This is a genomic window from Vibrio sp. ZF 223, assembly GCF_003050585.1.
Lineage (GTDB): Bacteria > Pseudomonadota > Gammaproteobacteria > Enterobacterales > Vibrionaceae > Vibrio > Vibrio crassostreae.
This window is the reverse complement of sequence record NZ_PIGB01000001.1, coordinates 567429-587947: the sequence shown is the minus strand read 5'-3', so window position 1 is coordinate 587947 and position 20519 is coordinate 567429. Positions and strand designations below refer to the sequence as shown.

The 20519-nt window shown below is 44.6% G+C and carries 15 protein-coding genes; 8 read left to right on the top strand and 7 right to left on the bottom strand.

From position 1 onward, the window contains the following. Positions 1-90: 90 nt before the first annotated feature. From CWO13_RS02500 to CWO13_RS02490, 3 genes are all read right to left on the bottom strand, one after another. The gene (locus CWO13_RS02500) at positions 91-1599 is read right to left on the bottom strand and encodes an SgrR family transcriptional regulator (RefSeq protein ID WP_108082482.1); all 1509 of its coding nucleotides are present in this window, start codon (positions 1597-1599) and stop codon (positions 91-93) included. Between the two features lie 10 nt (positions 1600-1609). After that, a complete protein-coding gene (locus CWO13_RS02495) occupies positions 1610-2620 on the bottom strand; it encodes a Gfo/Idh/MocA family protein (RefSeq protein WP_108082481.1) in 1011 nt (336 codons plus the stop codon). Between the two features lie 114 nt (positions 2621-2734). Further along, on the bottom strand, positions 2735-3634 hold the full coding sequence (locus tag CWO13_RS02490) for a homocysteine S-methyltransferase family protein (protein ID WP_108082480.1): 900 nt from the start codon (positions 3632-3634) through the stop codon (positions 2735-2737). 241 nt (positions 3635-3875) lie between these two features. Here CWO13_RS02490 and CWO13_RS02485 point away from each other — a divergent pair, with 241 nt between their 5' ends. After that, on the top strand, positions 3876-4577 hold the full coding sequence (locus tag CWO13_RS02485) for a lipoate--protein ligase family protein (RefSeq protein ID WP_102432575.1): 702 nt from the start codon (positions 3876-3878) through the stop codon (positions 4575-4577). Positions 4578-4596: 19 nt separating this feature from the next. Here CWO13_RS02485 and CWO13_RS02480 read toward each other — a convergent pair whose 3' ends face one another. Together CWO13_RS02480 and CWO13_RS02475 are read right to left on the bottom strand one after the other, a co-directional pair. Continuing rightward, positions 4597-5421, bottom strand: coding sequence for an SDR family NAD(P)-dependent oxidoreductase (locus CWO13_RS02480; RefSeq protein WP_102432576.1), 825 nt, complete (start codon positions 5419-5421; stop codon positions 4597-4599). Between the two features lie 344 nt (positions 5422-5765). Next, on the bottom strand, positions 5766-7838 hold the full coding sequence (locus CWO13_RS02475; protein WP_102432577.1) for an alkyl/aryl-sulfatase: 2073 nt from the start codon (positions 7836-7838) through the stop codon (positions 5766-5768). A 188-nt stretch (positions 7839-8026) separates the two neighbouring features. On the opposite strand from CWO13_RS02475, the gene CWO13_RS02470 reads away from it, so the two are divergent. After that, complete coding sequence (locus CWO13_RS02470; protein WP_048660913.1) at positions 8027-8929, top strand: LysR family transcriptional regulator; 903 nt, start codon at positions 8027-8029, stop codon at positions 8927-8929. Here CWO13_RS02470 and CWO13_RS02465 read toward each other — a convergent pair. Next, positions 8926-9804: a DMT family transporter gene (locus CWO13_RS02465; RefSeq protein WP_102432580.1), complete on the bottom strand. Its 879-nt coding sequence runs from the start codon at positions 9802-9804 to the stop codon at positions 8926-8928. The two genes, CWO13_RS02470 and CWO13_RS02465, sit on opposite strands and share 4 nt — an antisense overlap. Positions 9805-10034: 230 nt before the next feature. Between CWO13_RS02465 and CWO13_RS02460 the strand changes: the two genes are divergently transcribed. Together CWO13_RS02460 and CWO13_RS02455 are read left to right on the top strand one after the other, a co-directional pair. Further along, the gene (locus CWO13_RS02460; protein ID WP_048660915.1) at positions 10035-10424 is read left to right on the top strand and encodes a VOC family protein; all 390 of its coding nucleotides are present in this window, start codon (positions 10035-10037) and stop codon (positions 10422-10424) included. Between the two features lie 51 nt (positions 10425-10475). Next, complete coding sequence (locus CWO13_RS02455; RefSeq protein WP_102432578.1) at positions 10476-11000, top strand: hypothetical protein; 525 nt, start codon at positions 10476-10478, stop codon at positions 10998-11000. A gap of 85 nt (positions 11001-11085) precedes the next feature. On the opposite strand, the gene CWO13_RS02450 is transcribed toward CWO13_RS02455, so the two are convergent. Then, entirely contained in the window at positions 11086-12000 is a 915-nt protein-coding gene (locus CWO13_RS02450) for a DMT family transporter (protein WP_108082479.1), read from the bottom strand. Between the two features lie 783 nt (positions 12001-12783). Here CWO13_RS02450 and CWO13_RS02445 point away from each other — a divergent pair. The 4 genes from CWO13_RS02445 to CWO13_RS02430 all read left to right on the top strand — a co-directional run bounded on the left by CWO13_RS02445 (position 12784) and on the right by CWO13_RS02430 (position 20505). Beyond that, complete coding sequence (locus CWO13_RS02445; protein WP_108082616.1) at positions 12784-13911, top strand: hypothetical protein; 1128 nt, start codon at positions 12784-12786, stop codon at positions 13909-13911. A gap of 64 nt (positions 13912-13975) precedes the next feature. Then, entirely contained in the window at positions 13976-17668 is a 3693-nt protein-coding gene (locus tag CWO13_RS02440) for an RHS repeat protein (RefSeq protein ID WP_108082478.1), read from the top strand. Next, positions 17658-18788: an RHS repeat-associated core domain-containing protein gene (locus tag CWO13_RS02435; RefSeq protein WP_004736818.1), complete on the top strand. Its 1131-nt coding sequence runs from the start codon at positions 17658-17660 to the stop codon at positions 18786-18788. The genes CWO13_RS02440 and CWO13_RS02435 overlap by 11 nt, the downstream gene beginning before the upstream one ends. A 277-nt stretch (positions 18789-19065) precedes the next feature. Then, positions 19066-20505 carry a 6-phospho-beta-glucosidase gene (locus CWO13_RS02430; protein ID WP_107899339.1) on the top strand — a complete coding sequence of 480 codons (1440 nt, stop codon included), beginning with the start codon at positions 19066-19068 and terminating at the stop codon, positions 20503-20505. Positions 20506-20519 lie beyond the last annotated feature (14 nt).

Here is a 20519-nt window from a genome sequence, read left to right as displayed (position 1 = left end):
CCTATTCGACCTACGCTGTGACTGAACATTATGATTGGTTGCAGCTTGGTTGGGCTAGGTTGTGAAATACAGTTCAGCTACGAAATTCGCTTACAAATGGCTAATCCATAGCTTGTCGAGCTCACACCAACCGAAGCCATTCACTTGCGCACCGTGTATCTTTTCAGAAACCTCTAAGTTGAACGCTTCTTGCTTGAGCTCAACCACAATCCCAGTTTCATCGAGCCAATGTCTAAGTTCTAACAGCTTATTCATTGCCAGGTCGAGGTTTGGCTCGCGTCGAATTGAGGCTATCCCTTGCTCAATCCTATTTAGCATCTTTGCGGCTAGCGATAAGTCTTCAAAAGGGAAACGAGTAAAGAAACTTAACCATGAGGAGAAGGTATCGTTTTCATCAATAATGCTGCACAGCGCGATGTCTTTGGTCGCTGTGTAGTGTCCATATTCGATATTGGTTTTTTGATCGTCAGATACTGATAATTGCTCGAAAAGTGCTTGGCATTCTGAGGTGTCTTCAACGGTGAACTCACGAGCGGTTTTCGACAACTTCGGGTTTTGAACCTTGAAGAAGGTTGAACCGAAATTCTGTAGAGCTGAATCGCTCGCTCCATTCACCGCGACCGTTTTCTCTGGCATTTTGACGCACACTTGGTTTTGCGCACATGCCTTAGTTTGCGACCAGTCAGGGTAAACCCAAAGCTCAACTCGATTGAGAATCGGTGTGCTGTGTGAATAGGCATTATTGCGGTTTAACCTCAACATCTTGCTTGAGAAAATGTCTAACGAGAACGCGCCAGATCCAATCAGCCTATCAGTCGGTGATGAGTGATCAAATACGGAGGCTTCAGCTCTGGCAAGTAAGCGCGGTAAATGCCAATCAGGTTGATTCAGTTTCACGACAACTACATTACCTGCCGAGACAGAGACCTCATCAATATGCTGATAACAGCGACGCCATATTTTGCTTTCGCAGAGCGAGTTAAGGTTGCGTGCTATGTCTTGAGGTTCGAGTGTTCGACCGTTATGAAAATGAATACCATTGCGAATTTGAAAGCGCCATTGCGTAGCATCTTGATTAGGTTGCCAATGGTAAGCTAAATCGCCGTAGAGCTTACCATGTTGAACCGAAGTAAGACGTTGGCAAACCTGCATCACTAAGAAACGTTCGGTGCGTCTAAGCACACGTTGAGGATGAAGAGCCTCTAATTCTCGGTGAAAGGGGATGTACGCAATATTCTGCGCCGACGGATTGGTGCTGCTTAGAAAGGTTTGCAACTCAGCGCCAGCATTGCGTCCGTTGAAGCTTAAGGTGCTAAATACCTGTTCTATGTTGCCTGCGTCAGCTTGGGTTTGTGCATATTGGTAACACGCCTCAATGGGCTCAACCAGACACGTGAGTTGTGCTTTCTTGCTGCGGCCTGAGCTAGCTTGCCACTTAATCCAGCCTTGCGCTGTCATCGCTTTGAGTAAGGTCTGAACGTGACGTTCACTCACGTGCAGCAGTGTGGCCAGTTGGTTGACCTGACAGTGTGATACTCCAGGCCCAAAAGCCTGAAATATCTTTTCATACAGTTCAAGCTTGCGCTTAAGGTTGCCCAATTTGCTTTTCCTAACGACGAGGTTGAGTTAAGTGTTGATAGCCAGAGTCAATGAGTGCTTGTTCCATGGTATCCAGTACCTGAGCACTTACATTTGAGCTTAGGATATCAGAGTACGTTTTTCCCTCTAGCACCAGCTGTGAGAAGTGTTCGATTTGATATTCGAACCCATTGCCTTGAATTGGGTGCTCGATGGTGAAGGTTTCATTCTGATATTCGACTTCAATGGAGGCCGGGTTCCACCATTTTTCTTGAATCGTGATGGTGATATCTGGTCCAGTTAATCGAGCTGAGCGGGGCAGGTTGTGCACTGTCGATGCTGATATGGTGGCGTTGATCTCGCCAGAAAACTGAAAGCATGAATCGGTATCGACATTTGAACCTTCATAAAGGCTCGACATCTCTACTTGAGGGCTGGAAGGTGTAACTCCGAGCGTGCGGCACAAATCGTAGAAAAACCACAGTCCGTAGACGCCAACATCGAGCGTTGCCCCGCCTGCTAAGTCCGGGTTGAAGATAAACAAATCAGGCTCATAATCGTGATGGTTACCAAAGCTGGCTTCTATCGAATCAATCTTAATCTTGTTGTTGGCTAAGAATGACGTGAGCTCACGATAAGCAGGGAACACCACGGTCTTCATCGCTTCTAGCAGCATCACACCGTTTTGTTCGGCAAGAGTTTTCATCTCTAGCCAATCACTGAGGTTGGTAAAAGCCGGCTTCTCGACCAATACATTTTTTTTATTCTTTAGAAACAGTTCGGCGAGTGGCTGGTGGTATGGGTGAACCGTAGCGATGTACACCGCTTCAATATCCGGGTCTTGCGCCATGACTTCATAAGATCCATAAGCCTTGTTGCAACCAAACTTATTGGCGAACGTGGCTGCGCGGGAGTGATCTCTTGCGGCAACGGCATAAAGTTCACCATGCAGACAGTGCTCTGTGACTGCGGTTGCGAATCGATTGGCGATATTGCCTAGCCCTGCGATACCCCATTTAATCTTGCGTTGCGTGTCGCTCATCAGTTGCTCCAAATCGTTGTTTTGTATCAGTGTACTCAGAGACGCCACATACAAATAGAGAACAGATTTCTCAACCTGTTCTCTATTTAATTCTATTCTAGTTGAAGCTCCGTATCAGCTCTGTATGGAGCGTTTCCACTCGGCTAAGGCTTGAATGTGTTTTGGCCCAATACCACAGCAACCACCGACAATATTGGCACCCAATGCGTGCCAACGTTTTGCGTAAGCTAAGTAACCTTGGCCATCCAGCTCTCGCATCTCCTGAAACATGTCATTGGCTTCATGTTCGCTGCTGATAGGAGCAAAGTTATTGGCGTAGACACCAATTTCCAAATCACTGCCTAACTCGTCGATCACTTTCTTAGCATCGATAATGGCTTGATCCATCACTTCAGGCACTGAGCAGTTAAACATAATGCCTGTCGCGTTAGATTGGCAGGCCAGTTTGATGGCATCTGTTACGCTCTCACCAGAACGAATGTTGGCAGAGTCGCCCTTGGTGTCTTCCAAACTGAATGCGTAGTAACACGGCTTATTTGACTGCTTAAGTACCGCATGAATGGAGGTGAACTCTTGCTGGCTGCAGATAGTTTCCGCGATCCAAAGATCGATGTTTGGGTCTTGAGCATCGTAAAGCGTTTGAATGATTGGCGCGGCTTCTTCGACCTTAAACAAGTCTGGTCGGTAGCTGCCAAATGGCGGTGGAATCGCACCAGCAACTTTCACGGTGTGAGAAGTATTGTCAGCAACTGCTTTAGCCAGTTCGCCAGAAAGTGCGGCTAGTTCAAAGCCTCGTTGTTCAAAGAGCTCTTGACCCAAATGAAAAGGCACACACGCGTAACTATTAGTGATCAGGATTTCAGCACCTGCATCGACAAAGTTTTGATGCGCTTGGCTAACAAAATCGGGTGCTTCAATCAGCGCTTGAGCACTCCAAAGTGGTTGAGAAAATGGCGCGCCAATTTCTTTGAGTTCTCGGCCCATGCCGCCATCAAGTATGGTTAGTGTTTTCATATTCAATACTATCTAAACAATTGCTGAAGTTCTGCCGCCACCATATCAGACAACCTTGTAAGACTGAAGCCATCAAAGTGGAAGTGGTTTAGCTAAATCAATACATCTCAATAGCGAAAGGAAAAAAGGATGGAGAGGTAATCGGTGCTATGCTGCATTGGGTTTAAGATATATGTTTATCTCATCAACCATCCCAGAACGTTAAATACTAAGTCACCACAATCTGTTGAGGAAAAGTGCATTGAAGTTAACGAATAAACTCGTACGTTACCCGCACATTGATGTTGATCGTGCGTTTGAAAAAGAAGCTGAATTATTGCAGCAAATACAGGCTGGAGAGATTGGACAAGCCTTAATGCTATGGCAAGCAAAAACGCCAACACTCGTTTTGCCCGCAGGTAAAAAGTGGCCAGTGACGGTAGAATCTAGAAAGCAACTTGAGGCACAAGGCTGGCAGCTCACCTCGCGTAAAACAGGTGGCGCTCCCGTTCCCCAACTACCGGGGATCATTAACCTATCGCACATTTACCATTGGCCTCGCGATGAAGCCTACAATATCCAAAAAGCGTATCGACATTTATGTGATGTATTAACCCTGTTTTTTAAAGAACTGGGCATCGATGTGGATGTACACGCAACCCCCGGTTCTTATTGTGATGGTGACTACAATCTCAACATCAATAAACAAAAAATAGTGGGAACGGCTCAGCGTGTTTTGCTGAAACGCGGTGGCGGTCAGGTCGTACTTTCGCAAGCGTGTATCTTGTTAGATGTCGACTTAGAACACATCGTTGCGCCCGTGAACTTTTACAATCAGATTTGCGGCAATCCAACCGTTGTAGAGCCGCACGTTCATACTCTTTTATCTGAGCATGTGACGCCTCTGCCCAACGTAGACTCACTCTTCCAGCAGTTAAGCCAAGCCTTTATCAAGCATGTGTGATGCTATGTGTCTACCAGAATCAACTGGGTGCCATGCACAATTTCTCTTTTAGCAACCGGTCAAGCGTTTCCACTAATTTACGGTTTTTAGCGGGATTCAATGCATCGGCATGGGGATCTTTGAATAACCCAGAATCATTATCAAAATATTGACCGGAAGCGCTGGCAAACTCGTCACTGAGTGCCGCGCGACAAAGGATATCGGCTCCAATTGCCAGATCATTCCCGTCCACGCCATAAGCCTCTTTGACCAATTTGCTGCCAAGGAAAGAAGCAGGGTTCACCGGGATCACCGCAGGTCCATTATCTAATAGAGTGTTGGCCAATTCGATAGACCACATTGTCAGCGCGAGCTTACTTTGCGCGTAAACTGGGCCATCTAATTTGCCTGCGTTCGGACTGGTAAGCGCTTCTAAATCTACGGTTGATTGGGCTGCTGAAGATAGGTTGACGATGCGACCTGTCGCACCAAAAAGAGGGAGCAGCTTCTGTGTTAGTAGATAAGGCGCAATGGTGTTCACAACAAAACGTACATCAAGGTTGTCTGAGGTGGTGATGTCCGACACCTTGTATACGCCAGCATTGTTGATCAGTATATCGAGTCGCTTGTGATTATTTTTGATTTGGGTGGCGAGTTTATCGACATCAGAGAGCGTCGATAGGTCTGCGATATAGCTTTCTATGATTGCACTCTTAGACAGGCGAGACAGAGCGGCCAAGACTTTACTAACCTTAGCTGGGTTGCGACCATGAATCAGAACATGGTGCTCTTGTTGTGTTAGTGCTTTTGCGGTCTCTAAACCAATGCCATCCGTGGCCCCTGTGATCAGAATTGTTTTTTGCATTTTTCTTCCTTTGAAACATTTCCCGTGTAACTTTTATAACAAAGATTCGGTGCGCAAAATTCATACTAGTTCACATGATGGGAGGAACAACGGTTAGGTAATGTGCTGTAAATGAGAATTATGACAATACTGAGTCGGGTAGGATTGCTGGATATTATACTGCGATTTCTCTAAAGCTTTTGTGAGTGGTTTGTAATGGCAAGATTTAAGCCTGCTGGAGGAAATACTCTTGCAAGAAAAAGCCTCAACTAAATTTTTTAGTTGAGGCTTGGTCGTTATTAGCCTTTTTTCAGCCTATATTGGCTTTGTTTGACGTTGTTATTTTATAGATATTTTTTTGGAGCTTAATGCGCGTGTACCGCTGAATCTTGGTATAGCTCTGCATCAACTTCTTCACCTTTGTTTGGACGCGGCACAATCTCAAATGAGGTGTCAGCTTCAGTCAGGGAAGACAACAGTTTGTTCAGAGATGATTTGTCACCTTTCACGCCTGCTTGTCCGTCTTCTAACAGTTTTCCAAGGCTTGTTTTCTTAAGCACGATATCAGACACGTCAGACTTATTGATGATCAGTGTCGTTTCAGCGTCTTGTAGCTCGCTTACTTGAATGTTATTCAGGTTACCGTTAGACATCTCAACGTAGTAGAACTCTTGCACATCTGGTAGCTGAATATTCAATGTAAATGGTGTTTCTTGTGCTTTTAGAGAATCCACTTTTACTGCTAAGTAATCGAGTAGGTTTTCAATCGTCATGTTCGCTAACACGTCCGGAGATGCCGTTTTTGGTGCGCCCGGCTGAGTGCCAATGCGAAGCTCTTGAGCGCCCGTTAGGTAGATGTTTCTCCAACCTGCACCTTCTGATTGATAACCCAATTGCTCGTAAGTGTCTGCCAATAGGCCACGTGCAACTTTGTTATCTGGTTCTGCTTGAATCACCTTATTCAATGCGGTTGCAACGAAGCGGTATTCACCTTCTTGGAAATCTTGTTGCGCTTTTTCAATCACAGCATCGCTGCCGCCCATGTACTCAACAAACTTCACCGATTCTGGCTCGATTGGTAATGGGTTTAGGTTCGCCGGGTTCATATCGAAGTAACCAAGATACATGTTGTACACAGCGCGAGCGTTGTGAGAGTAAGTACCGTGGTAGCCGTTTGTGTGCCAAGTCTGCTGAATGCTGTCTGGCATTACTTCGTAAATCGCATCACCGATGTCTTGCAGAACCACACCGTTATTCGCTAAGCGAAGCGTTTGGTTATGAGTAAAACCGTAAGCATCACGTTGCATTTTTAAGTAGTCAGAAATCTCTTCTTCACCCCAAACTGGAGCTGAGTGGGAGGCGAATAACACCTCAGTTTCTTCGCCCCATGTCACCAACATTTCGTTGATCTTCTTCGACCACTTCAAGCCATCACGTACTTTTGCACCACGCAGTGTGTACAGGTTGTGCATGCCTTGGTAAGTCAGCTCACCAGTCCAAAGTGCTTTCATACTCGGGATATAAGTCACCATCTCAGAGGCTGCTTCCGTCCCAGATGCATCCATGAATTGCATTTCTAGGCCATCAATAACCAGAGTTTCAATCTCTTCGTTATGGTTTAGCTCGTAGTCTGGCAGTACGTAAGTAATGCTACCTGTTGATAGACCTTTAGACAGCGCCGCATCTACAATACCGTGCTTGTGTCGGTTCAACGTTGCACCGTACTGATAAGCGGTACGACGAGACATTGCATTACCCGCCAATACGTTCTCATCTACGATTTCTTTAGTGATGTTTTTCGAACCGTACACTTTTACATCTGGGTATGCATCTTTGATTGCTCTCGCGCCACCAAAGTGGTCAGCGTGAGAGTGAGAGTAAACCATTGCAACGACTGGCAGTTCACCGCCATCAGGTACGTTTTTCTGGAAAAATTTAAGAGCTTTAGCTGCTGCTTCTTTGGTAAGAAGAACGTCGTAAGCAATCCAACCACTGTCACTACGAATGAAAGATATAGACGCTAAATCCGCACCACGAACTTGGTATACTTTACCCGGAACAACTTCATATAAACCTTCAGCCGCTTGGTTTAATACCGCTTGGCGCCAAAGTGAAGGGTTTACCGAATCAGGTGCTTGGTCTGCGTTATTAACACTTGGATCGATGAAGTTAAAGCTATTGCGAATGATGTCGCCAGTCTCTTGGTCAAAGCTAGCAATCAAGCCTTTGTTGTTATTCTCAAAAGCGCGAATATCAGCAAAGTTAAGAGTTTTTGCGAACTCGTTGTTTGCTTTAGTGGTCATTTCGGTTGCATTTTTGCCACCTTGGTCGCCAATTTCGCTGAAGTGTGCGTGGTCATGATTGGCTGCAACCGCAGGGAATGCGAGAGAAATAGCTAGGAACAGTGATGCATTTTTGAATGTGCGAGAAGTTTTCATAATAGCCTCTTCATTTCAGAATTTTGTTTCGTTGAGGCGATTATAGGAATAAGACATATAGCAAAAAATAAAGTAAGCTTTATTTAACACATCACGAACTGTTATGTGTTGTATGCTTAATAGTGACATATTGAAGCCGAAAGCTCGTCGTAGGCTCGATGCGACCACACCTGACATGGAGAGTGATTGTGAGTGATGTTGAAAAGTTAGACCTGAATTTGCTGAGCGTGTTTTTGGAAGTATACCGATTAAAGTCGATTACCTTAGCATCGGAATCACTGGGTATGACTCAGCCAGGAGTGAGTGGTGCATTGAAGCGACTCCAATCTCAGCTTGATACTGACCTGTTTATTCGTGAAGGTCGAGGGATCATTCCGACTAACGCTGCGGTGCAACTGGCAAGCCGAGTAGAACCCGCACTCGAGGGGATAACCAGCGCAGTCAGTACTTTAAAGCAATTCGATAACCAGCAGCATCATGTATTCAGACTTCTAGTGAATGAGATCGGTTTAACCAAGCTTCAGCCCCTTGTCGAGCAAGATGAAACGCTGGGAAATATCTCAATCGAATTCAATATGGTGCCAAGCAATGAGGAAGATCTTCTGCAGAGTTTGAGCATGCAACAAGCCGACTTGGCGATCGATATTCACTACCCACAAGTGAATGGTTATATGAACCAGCAAGTGATCGAAGATGAGCTCGTATTGATCGCCAAGAAAGGGCACCCAAGGATTGATGGTTCGGTAACGGAAGAGCAGTACTATCATGAGAAACACATCACCTTCAGAATGCGTCGCTCTCGCCTCTATACCGCAGATTACTTTACAAAAAGCCCGATACAGCAACGAAAAGTCAGTTCCGAATGTGATTCATTGATGACGATGTGTGTGTTGGTCTCTGGTTCAGACTGTGTTGGTAGCACGTCTCGTGATTTTGCTAATCAGTTTGCGGAGCGATTCCAACTGCAAGTGCTCGACCAGCCTTTCGAGGTCTTGCCCATGAAGCAGTATATGATTTGGCATAAGAGAACCGATTTGAATCCTGCTCATCAGTGGTTGAGAAACAGGATTCAACAATACATGGCCGACTAACGAGCCGCTCTTGCTGCTCGTTTCTGTTTGGCGCCCTCTATCATCTTAGACGGCGTCATTCCGGTTACTAACATAGTACCAGTGATAACAAGAATTGAACCAACCACTGTGTTGATACCAATCGCTTCATCTAAGAAAAGGTTGCCCCATAAGATGCCAAAAACAGGAATCAAGAAGGTGACAGATAGAGCCGAAGGCGCACCAAGTTCATTGATGAGGTTGAAATAAAGTAGGTACGCTAACCCGGTACATACTGCACCCAATAAGATGACCGACATGGTAATGGTGAGATTGGGTGCTTCTCTCATCGGAATGAAGAACACAAATGGTAATACGATTAATACAGCCGCCCACATGCTGCCATGAGCATTATTGAATGCCTCAACTTTAGGTGCTTGTTTGGTATAGTTTGACGCTATTCCGTAACTAAAGGCCGCCATCACCGCAGCAAAAATAGGAAGTATAGCTTCTTGGCCAATATTCATCGCATCCCAGCCGACTAACACGCCAACTCCTGTTACTCCAATCCCAAGCCCTAGTAGAACTCTCGCCTCGAGTGTTGTTTTTGTCCATATCGCACCAATGATTGCCGCCCATATTGGCGCGGTTGAGTTCAAGATAGCAAGTGTCGAGGCGTTCAGTGTCTGTGCGGCATAAGCGAAAAACAAAAAAGGAAGCGCTGTATTGAACAAGCCAAGAATGAAAAAGTGCTTCGCATGGGCATTAAAAGAAAGCTTCCTTTTCAGGTAAAAAGAAACCAAGAGTAGAGTGACGGCAGCGCACAGCACTCGAGCTTCAATCAACACCGCTGGGCCCAATGGATTCGCGGCAATTCTCATGAAAAGGAACGAGCCTCCCCATATTGCAGCTAGCATGATCAGTTTTAAAAAGCTCACAGTGTAAATCTCGGATTGTGTAAAAACCCGACTATGGATCAAAGCTATGTATTACACAAACTTAGATGTTAATACTGTGCAGCTAATTGTTGTTATTTTGATAATTCAGCCGATCCTTAAATAGGAACATCTTTGATGAATTCTGTTCTGTTTATCCTTCCTTATTTGGCGAGTAATCTAGTGTCATACGTAAACATTAAGTGATAAAAATGAAGATCGAACATATCGCGATTTGGACCAAACAACTCGAAGTGTTGAAACGATTTTATGAAGACTATTTCGGCGCAACATCAAACTCAAAATATCACAACCCAACCAAAGGTTTCTCTTCATACTTCCTGTCTTTCGAAACTGGAAGTCGTTTAGAGATCATGGAAATGGATTCTGTGCCTGAATCGAAAGATGACATTTATGACCAGTTCACAGGCTTCATTCATATGGCGATTTCATTAGGCTCGGAACAAGCGGTTGATGAACTGACTCAGCGTTTGGTTGAAAACGGTTATGAGCGCTTAGACGGCCCAAGAAGAACAGGTGATGGCTATTATGAGAGTTGTGTGCTCGATCCTGATGGTAATCGCTTAGAACTTACCGTTTAATATAGAGACTTAATTGGGTTACTTATCTATTAACGGAACTGAGGTATTACAATGATGAAGCGTACTGTGACTTTCCTTTTTAGTCTTGGGCTTATGGGATGTACTACCTCAGAACCGGTCTATGAGCCAGAGACTGACTTTCAGCCTGAACCATTACAGCCAATAGGCTATCTCGGCTTTAAAGCTCACCAAGAGTGGGCCATTAAGTTCAATGACTGCACCGTTTATGATTTAACCGGCGCGCAGCCTTACCAATGGTTTGATCGCACTTCAGCCTCTATCAGTTGTTATACGTTTAAGCCAACCGATGCTATCGAGCCTCTGCTGGTTTACTCTAATGCTGATTTCAACAGCAAGAAACTCACTCCAATTGACCGTTTTCAAGAGTTGCAGGTATCAGAATCAGGTTGGGGCAGCTTTCCTATTGTCTATGAGACAAGCGGCACTAATTGGCTGAAAGTCAAAGAGGGTTGGATTCACCTCACTTTAGCTGATCAAACGCTTGTACAGTTCTATCCTGGCACTCAAGACCAATCTGGAAAATCTCAACATGACCAATATTTTGAGCAGCATTAATAAACGCATGATCAATGCCCCTTGCTAAATGCGGTTTGGGGCATAAATAGGTAATCAGTTAACAGTTAGCCTGAACAATGGACTGTTAGTGTTTCCGCTTCACTTTGATGATAAACGGTAGGATGGCACTGAATAAAATCAAGCTCGCACCGATCAAAGCGAGTGAGTTTGGTAGTTCAGCAAACAACAGATAGCCTAGAACCATTGAGTAGATCATTTGTGAGTATTCGACATTCGACACCACGTTCGCTTCTCCCCATTTGTAGGCCGTCACACCAAACCATTGACCAATAGACGAGATCACACCAACCAATATCAACAGCAGGAATTCAGAACCTGTTGGCCATTTCCACTCAATAATTGCCGGAACTAGAGCGACTGCGCCAACGAATATCGCTTGATAAGCCAACACCACGACCTTGGATTCTATATTAGCCATTCTTCTCACACAGATAACCGCTATCGCCGCACCTAACGCAGCAACCAACCCCGTCCCGATATAGAACAAAGACTCACTTTCTAACGTCGGTTGCACGACCAACATCACCCCAGTAAACCCTACCAATATGGTTGCCATTCGTGCCCAGCCTACGTTTTCTTGCAGGAACAGGCGGGAAATGACTGCCACAAACAACACCTTCATAAACCCTAACGCGGTCGCGTCGGCAAAGGGAATGTTACTCACGGTTAAGAAGCTAAAGTAGAGGGCGATGAACGCCCCGGTGACGCGCCACACATGCATCGACACCATCTTAGGATTGAGCATCGCATCCATGTTACTGACCATAGAAGGCATTAACAGAGTCACAAAAACAAGCTGACGAAACAGTAGAATTTGGAAGATGTCGATGGTTTGGCTTAACTCTCGCACGATCACACCCACTAAAATAAACAGCGCGTTCGAGATAAGCGCGAGTGCAATTCCTTTGGCTGGGTCGGATAGCGAATTAAAAAATGACAGCAGTGGTTGAGGCACTGCAAAGGAACGATTTATAGACATGACATACCTCGATGTAAATTGAGTATGAAGTCTAAAGCCTACACTGGTAGACGGGTCAAACAAGCTTTTCAAAATATTGAGAGGAATCATTAATAGAACTCATTAACTTGTCATTATTTATATTAATAGAAATCAGATGAAAACATAAAAATCTCGGTTAATAAATGAACATGTTCGTAATTCCACGGCAACTTTCATATTTTGACGTAATTAACGAGCTGGATAAATTCTGAGGGAATAAGCTGAATCATGAATATTCCCATTTTATTGATAAGGGTATTTATCTCGAATAGTTCTTGTTAATATAAAAACAATGTAAAATCAGTGATAGTATTGACAGTAAGGTAGTGTAACGATGCGAGTCACGACAAATAAATATGCTATTTTTACAAAAAAATAATTAAATTTATATTATTAGCGTGGTTGATAAATGAATAATCTTGATTTGATGTTGCATTTGTCAATTTAAGTGTTTGTTTATGTTTGGTATTGTTGTTCATTTTTTTCTGTTATGTGGTAGGTGTCATGAATGCTGGCTGATTTTACATTGATTAAGTTATTAATTAAGTTTGTGTTGGCTGTTTAATAATTAAATAGCGTGTAAGCAATAGTTATCAGAATGGATAATGCCACTTGTAATAGTTGATAATATAAATTTAAAAATAAGGTGAAGACCTTAGGATGAGTTTAATTATCAAAAAATCGTCATATACAGTGATAACGTTGTCTGTTCTTTAATTTTCTTAATAAATAATATGTAAGGTCAACACTATGAAGTTGTCGATAAATAAGTCATTGTTAATAGCAATGTCAGCGTGTGTTTTTTCTAATGTAAGTGTTGCTGCAATTAATGGCGACTATCATGTGGTAGATGATGACCTAACGGCTGATCATAACGAAAGCAACGGTGTGCCGATGCCTTTTTATGCTAACGGGAGAATGCAGTCCAAACTCAGTGTTTCTGTTTCTTTTGCGGATAGCTACGGCAGACCAGTGACCGTATCTAAGAGTGACTTAGAGGGAGCGATATCTTTTTACCTAAAGAATAGTGGGCAGGAGTTAGGTAAAGATAAAGACTGCAGTTACGGAAGCGGTTGTTGGGGATACACGTTGAATCCAAATGACTACTCTCACCAAATGGGCAGCAGTTACGGTTACTCGAAAACCCTTCCTACGTCTCGTGTTTCAGCAAGTGATACTAAATTAACCGCTTGGGTGTATAGCAACGAAGTCGCTCAATATCGTGAAGTGTGTATGAAGGTTAAGTTCGATGCCGGAAGCCAGTATGACAACAATTACTACGATAGCTGTGCCTTCCCGAATGAAAGCAGTGCGTTCTACCAAAGCGTGCAGCCTAAGTCTTACAGCGCTGCTGATTTTTCTGAGCTTGGAGAAGGTGAGTTGGTGTGGGAAGAAGCCAACGCCGACGGGTTCTATTTTGATAAAGCAGAGATGCGTAACTTTTATGTGACGCCGAAAGATACGTCCGTTCAACTGGTTCAGGTTGCTATGGATAACTTTGACGAGTCGGATAGCGATAAAGTGTTCCTAAACGATGAATGGTTGGGCTGCTACTCAGATTGCCCAGACGATAATCGCTCTGTGAAAGGCTATATATTTGTTCCAGGTTCAGAGCGCAATGTCTCTGACGAGTATGTTTGGAATAGTGCTGCTGGTGAAGGCCGAACTGCTGTGTGGCGTGTTAACCAACAGCTAAGATCAGTGACTCTTAGCAAGCTGTTATATTCGAATAACGCAACATCAAACAACGATTCGCAAAAGGAGTACCGATTTACTGTATTTGACCAATACGGTAACAAGGGACCATTGAAGCTTACTTATCCTCAAAGTGAATTTACTGGTGGTGGTCAGAAATGGGATTACACCCGTTGGACCCTAGTTAGCCAATAACATTCGAACAAAAACTGAGTTAGCTCAACCATTTGGGCTAACTCATCCACTTTAGGGGAAATTTATGTCTAATTGGACTTCAAATGCTTTTAACTTTGATAGTTTTTGTTCGGGCGGTGTAGACCAAAGGACCAGAAGCTACTCATACCAAATCTTACTTGGCTCTCTTATTGGTAACTGGCTCAAGGGACCAAACCTCGATATCTCCATTCAATTCTCACCATACTCAGCAGATAACCTTGGTTTTGGTAAAGGCTGGAAGTTAAATCTTCCGAGATACGATATTGAAAATAAACAACTCTATCTAGCCAACGGGCAATCTTATCGCGCTGAATTAAATGCCAATCTAGAAATGAGTATTCGTTACAAAAAGTTGCTCGATTTTTCGGTATCGTCTAGCGCGAATGGTTACGAAATTACTTATAAAAATGGCCGTACTGATATTTTAGATAAAGATGGTGACATCATTAAGGTACTCCAAAGCAATGGGCATGCCCTCTATTTCTCTTGGCTCAATGTTGGCGGCAAGAAACGCTTGGACAAAATTTGGGACGATAGAACAAACAAGCAAACAGCGCTGCTGTGGATTGAATATGTGAGCACAGGTCGCGTCAATATTTTTACCAATCTTGGCAGTACCCACGAGGCCTTTTTTGGTCTTACGCTAAATAACAGTAAGCTGGTTAAGTGTGACTTACCTGAGCGCGCTGGTAGCTATAGCTTTGGTTATCTAAACATTGGTACATACACGCTAATTGAGAAAGTGGTTCATCCTTGTGGTTTAACGGAAAGTCTGCGATACAAAGCTAATGGCATTCGAATTAATTCGATGACCTATTTGCCTGCGGTGACTTCTCATGATGTACTGACTCTCAACTCTCCTGTCATCACGACGACCTATGACAGTATTGGTACCGATAGTCGTAATTTTATGGGGTACGGATCGCCCGGTGGAGAATTGAGCGAAGGGCTTGATAATTTGCTGGAGCGCGGCAGAGAGTACAGCTATCGCGTACAAAAAATTGAAAATGGCTCTATTGTCACGGCTCAAACCTACAATCAATTCCACTTGCTTGTTGAAGAAGCTCGACACGTCGATGGCAACCTGGTTCATTTGAAAAGGTTGGATTACCCCGCCCTTGATAATCAAGAGTTCTCCGCTCAACCCGCTCAGTACTCATTGATCAGTAAAGAGGAGCAGGTTTGGCTTTCTGGAGCGGATAGCCAAGCTCAAAATAGATTCTGGGACTATGACGAATACGGCAACATGCTCAGGTTTGTCGACGAGAATAGTATTACAGAACACTATGAATACTACGCTAAAAATGGAGAAGCGGGCTGTCCTGCATCACCAACGGGCATGGTTAATTTCGTTAAATCCCGCACGTTAGACAATGGCTCTGAACAAAGAGTGATTGCTTACCAGTATGCTTCTCTAGAGGGGTTAAATGGTCAGCGAGACGTAGTGCTGAGCCTAGAAGAAGATACACAACGTTACCAAACTCATTACGCTTATCAAACTGATACTAGTGATACCTATTCATTTAGCCGACTGGCTTCGGTACAAAATGACATTCTTCACCCTAACGGTGTCTATTCTGCTACTTCACGTTATCAGTATGCATTGGATAATGATGTTCTTGAAGAACACGAAGAACTGACTTGTCATGATAATACGAAAACCAATCTTGTTGTTGGTCACTACCTTGATATTGGTGAGTTAGCACGACATGTTGACTCTGACGGTGTCAGCTGTTCATTTGCTTATGACACGCTTCGAAGAACCACCGAAGAGCGAATTGAAGGAAGTGCTTCCCGTTCGTACCAATACATTGTTGATACTGGCTTGAGCCGACAAACTCTGCTGTTAACTGACTGCAAAGGTAACTTGTGTGAGCAGAGCTGGGATGGTCAAGGGCGAGAATTAGAAGCCAAGGTTGGAAGTTCAGTCGTATGGACCAAAATGTACGATGCGTTTGGCAGGCTGCAAAGCAAGAGTACCTATGATGTGCTGCCCGATCGAAACTCCAGATCAGCGCCTGTAGTGTTAACTGAGAGCTATGAATACGATGATTGGGGGCAGGTTAAATCGACACTGCTTGCGAACGGAAAACGTCGCGTTGAATTTAACAACCTTGCATCGCGTAAGAAAACTCAGGGTATTGAAGGCTTAACCATGACGGTGAGCTCTCTAAACACTTGGGGCCTTGAAGATAAAAAAGAGCAAGGGATCCATAGCTGGAATTATGAGTATGACTCGTGGGGAAGGCTGATCAAAGAAACCAACCCGCTTGCTCAATCTAAGCACTACCATTACGACCGTTTTGATCGCGTGATTCGCATGACTCAAGCGAACGGTGTCGATCACGACATCAACTATGCTGAGCATACCGATCAGTCACAGGTTGTAGACCTGAAGATTGGTGGGACAACGGTGGGACAACGTGACATTGATGGCTTAGGGCGTCAGCGATCACTACGACGCGGTGCGAGTACTCAAGCGGCGCTGAGTTGGTCCTACTCAGACAGCAGTAATATTCCTGAAACTGAAACTAGCTTGTCAGCGCCAGTGCGTAAGTTTACTCGCGATAGTCAATTGGGTGTATTGAGTGCCAAGTCGTCTGATGGGCAGGTTGCTAACTATAGTCATGACCCAATATCCGGCTTGCAAACCGGGAGTCAAGATAGTGAAGGCAATCAAAGTACCATCACCTATTCGTCGAAGGGGTTGCCTGAAGTTGAGGTAAATGATGGACAGATTCGTTACTACAGCTATTCGGATGGCGGGGTTATCGCTGCCGTTGATAGCGACACGGATACTCGACAGTATGGTTATGATGAACTCGGACGCTTGGTGAAGCTGAGCTCAAACTCGACAACGGTTTATTACGAGTATGACGAGTTTGATCGGGTGATCGTCGAGACTTTAGTGTCTGGTAATCAAACCCAAATTACGGAGCTTGATTGGGATGAGTACAGCCGTGAAGTGAATCGTGCTGTTGCCTTGAACAACCATTATATCTTTGAGCAATCACAAGAATATAACGCGCTGGGTATGCTCGAATCTCGTACCAAAGAGTGTGCGACATTAGGCAACCTGACAGAAAGCTATACCTATGACGAGCTTGCTCAGCTTACTAAAGTCGAATTCTTTGGGGCGGGACCTTTGAGTGATTGGGGACAGCCAATGACTTCAATTGAATGGAGCTATGACGAGCTGGGTAATATGTTGACTCAGCGTACATTGACGGCCGAATCTGAAGATTTCGCTCGTTATTTTTACGAGTCGGATGACCCTAGTCGGTTGACCAGTATTACTCACTCTCATCCAAAACTTGATAGCCAAATATCAATCGAGTACGACTTGAATGGCAACATGACTCAAGATGCGGATGGTCGAATTCTTGAATATGACAATTTCGACCGATTACAGCGTGTGTTAGCTGATAATACCGAATGGCTCTATCAATATGACAGCAACGACCGACTGTCTACACAACAGTCCGTTTCTGAATCTCGTCACTTTAACTATCTATGGGGTGACCTCGCTTCGATCGAGGAAAATGGCAAACTCACTCAGTATATCTATCACGAAGGAGTGCCTAAATGGTCAGAGATGGACTCGGAAACCACGTTGTTGGCGACGGATCAAAATGGTTCTGTCATTGCCTCTAATACTTCAGGGAAAGCGGGTTCGATGTACCGTTACTCTCCATATGGACAACGCGATCAAGCGGGGAATGTAAATGAAGAATAAAGACTCGGTATTTATTACCCCACTTAATCGCCGTCAGTTTCTGATTAAAATTGGTCAAACAGCGGCAGTGGCTGGTGGCATATCCTTGCTACCGACTTCAGTTCGTTTGGCGATGGCGCAGTCGATGACAATCTCTCATTCAGACATTGGCTTCAATGGTGAGTGGCTAGACCCCGTGTTGCAAGGTTATCACTTAGGACAAGGCTATCGTGTTTACCAACCTAAGCTGATGCGTTTCAATGCCCCCGACAGTTTGGCGCCTTTTAATGAGGGTGTTCATAATGCTTATGTGTATTGTCACAATGATCCTATTAATTTCACTGACCCAAGTGGGCACTTGAATATCAGCAAGATCTTGTTTGGTGCTTTTGGTGTACTTGCTGGGATAGTTGGTATTGCATTGGCGGCACCTACTGGTGGTTCAAGCTTGGTGTTGGCGGCTGGTATCATCGGTGGTATTGCTGGGATGACCAGTGGCGCATTGCAAATTGCATCTGGTGTTATCGATGATGGGGACATTTCCCGTAAACTTGATATAGCGACGATTCCTTTCGATATTATTGGTGTGGTAAGTGGCGGGTATTCGGCCTATAAGTCGGTTCAGAATCTGCGTTGGGTAAGAGCTGGCGGTGCTCTGGAAGATGTGACACAGCCAGGCCTTGGCTCTCGCTTAATGAATAAAATCAGGCCTTCGAGTGAGTACAATGTGGCATGGGCGAGTAAAACGAACCCGGCCATGCGAATAGGCAGCTCTGAGGGACGGGTGATTGCGACCAGAATGACTCAGGGCGGCAAGACGATGACGTACACGCCTCCCCCGATTCACGGTGGCTACACAAAGATCCTCCTTGGGCAGGTAAAGGTTGGTGCACGAGGCTATACCATCTATCAAGGTATAATGACGGCGCGCTCGATTGGCAGTTTGGGCTGGTCTACGGTCAAAACGATACCTGGGCGCTTGGATCAGGAAAAGTCATCAGCGGATAATATGGTAACTGAAGGCAGAAGTGCTAACCCTGCTGCTAAGAAGACCCAAATGTACGCACTCGAAGAGACCAGACAGCGCATAAAATATGGTAATGAAGTACAGCAAATGATCCGTCAATTGCCATTGTCTTAGCCTGCTCTATTTTTTCTTGAACAATGTAAAGCCAGCTCAATCTTAGTTGAGCTGGTTTTTTTGTATTTATTATTGGCGTTTTTGAACGTTAGCTGTAAATCATGAGCACTTCCCTTAGATTCACTTTGTGATCAAAAAAAGATCAAAAACAGTTGCTGAAACCGGTTTCGGTGTGTATCTTTATTGCACCTTGAAACCGGTTTCAGAGTTGCAGCTTTTAAGTTTGTTATCTTAAACCTATCTATTTTCTAGCGAATAACTTGTAGCGAGTGATGGTATGAACAACGAATTTCCAAACGATTTTTTATGGGGTGGCGCGGTTGCGGCGCATCAGCTAGAAGGCGGCTGGGATGCGAATGGTAAAGGTGTCAGTGTTGTTGATGTATTGACAGCGGGCGCTCACGGTGTACAACGTCGAATCACCGATGGTGTAATCGATGGTGAAAACTACCCAAACCAAGTGGCGGTTGATTTCTACCATCGCTACAAAGAAGACATTAAGTTATTTGCTGAGATGGGCTTTAAGTGTTTCCGTACTAGTATCGCGTGGACGCGTATTTTCCCGAATGGTGATGAAGCTGAGCCATGTGAAGCGGGCTTAAAATTTTACGATGACCTGTTTGATGAGCTTCTGAAATACGATATTCAGCCAGTTGTGACGCTGAGCCACTTTGAAATGCCTTACCACCTAGCCAAAGAATACGGTGGCTGGATGAACCGTAAAGTGATCGACTTCTTTGTTAAGTACTCAACCACGGTGATGGAGCGTTACCAGCACAAAGTGAAATACTGGATGACGTTTAACGAGATCAACAACCAAATGAATACCTCGGCAGATATCTTCGGTTGGTTGTGCTCTGGCGTGAAGTTCCCACAGTGCGAAAAACCGCAAGAAGCGATGTACCAAGCGGTTCACCACCAGTTTGTTGCAAGCGCATTGGTAGTTAAGAAAGGTCATGAGATCAACCCAGATCTTCAGATCGGTGCAATGTGTGCGATGGTGCCTTTCTACCCTCGTTCTTCAAAGCCAGAAGACATCATGGTGGCGCAGCAAGCGATGCGTGATCGTTACTTCTTCTCTGATGTCATGGTTCGTGGTCACTACCCAAGTTACGCCAAGCGTGATTGGGCTATTAAAGGCTTCAATATTGAAATGCAGCCAGAAGATGAGCAGATCCTAAAAGAAGGTAAGGCCGATTACTTAGGCTTTAGCTACTACATGTCGAATACATTGGATTCGTCTTCTCACCAATCGACAGAAGAAGCGATGGACGGCGGTCATGAAAACTCGGTCGATAACCCGTTTATCAAGTCGAGCGATTGGGGCTGGCCAATTGATCCAACAGGTTTGCGTTTCTGTTTAGCGTCTCTGTATGAACGTTATGAAGTGCCATTGTTTATCGTTGAGAACGGTTTTGGCGCTGTTGATACCATTGAAGAAGATAGCAGCATTAATGACGATTACCGCATAGCTTACCTTGGCGACCACATCAAAGAGATGAAAAAAGCCGTTGTGATTGATGGTGTTGATTTGATGGGTTATACCCCTTGGGGCTGTATCGATTTAGTGTCGTTCACCACGGGCGAGATGAAAAAACGCTACGGATTCATTTACGTAGATAAGCACAACGATCAATCTGGCTCACTAGAACGCAAACGCAAGAAGTCGTTCGAGTGGTATAAAGGCGTGATTGCATCTAACGGTGCCACTATTTAGAATGCCTGCAATTG

Bases quoted from the DNA above. Each gene is read 5' to 3' on its own strand.
- CWO13_RS02435 (WP_004736818.1), top strand. From the start codon at position 17,658: ATGAAGAATAAAGACTCGGTATTTATTACCCCACTTAATCGCCGTCAG.
- CWO13_RS02490 (WP_108082480.1), bottom strand. From the start codon at position 3,634: ATGAAAACACTAACCATACTTGATGGCGGCATGGGCCGAGAACTCAAA.
- CWO13_RS02480 (WP_102432576.1), bottom strand. From the start codon at position 5,421: ATGCAAAAAACAATTCTGATCACAGGGGCCACGGATGGCATTGGTTTA.
- CWO13_RS02475 (WP_102432577.1), bottom strand. From the start codon at position 7,838: ATGAAAACTTCTCGCACATTCAAAAATGCATCACTGTTCCTAGCTATT.
- CWO13_RS02450 (WP_108082479.1), bottom strand. From the start codon at position 12,000: ATGTCTATAAATCGTTCCTTTGCAGTGCCTCAACCACTGCTGTCATTT.
- CWO13_RS02440 (WP_108082478.1), top strand. From the start codon at position 13,976: ATGTCTAATTGGACTTCAAATGCTTTTAACTTTGATAGTTTTTGTTCG.
- CWO13_RS02430 (WP_107899339.1), top strand. From the start codon at position 19,066: ATGAACAACGAATTTCCAAACGATTTTTTATGGGGTGGCGCGGTTGCG.
- CWO13_RS02460 (WP_048660915.1), top strand. From the start codon at position 10,035: ATGAAGATCGAACATATCGCGATTTGGACCAAACAACTCGAAGTGTTG.
- CWO13_RS02495 (WP_108082481.1), bottom strand. From the start codon at position 2,620: ATGAGCGACACGCAACGCAAGATTAAATGGGGTATCGCAGGGCTAGGC.
- CWO13_RS02455 (WP_102432578.1), top strand. From the start codon at position 10,476: ATGATGAAGCGTACTGTGACTTTCCTTTTTAGTCTTGGGCTTATGGGA.
- CWO13_RS02465 (WP_102432580.1), bottom strand. From the start codon at position 9,804: ATGCTAGCTGCAATATGGGGAGGCTCGTTCCTTTTCATGAGAATTGCC.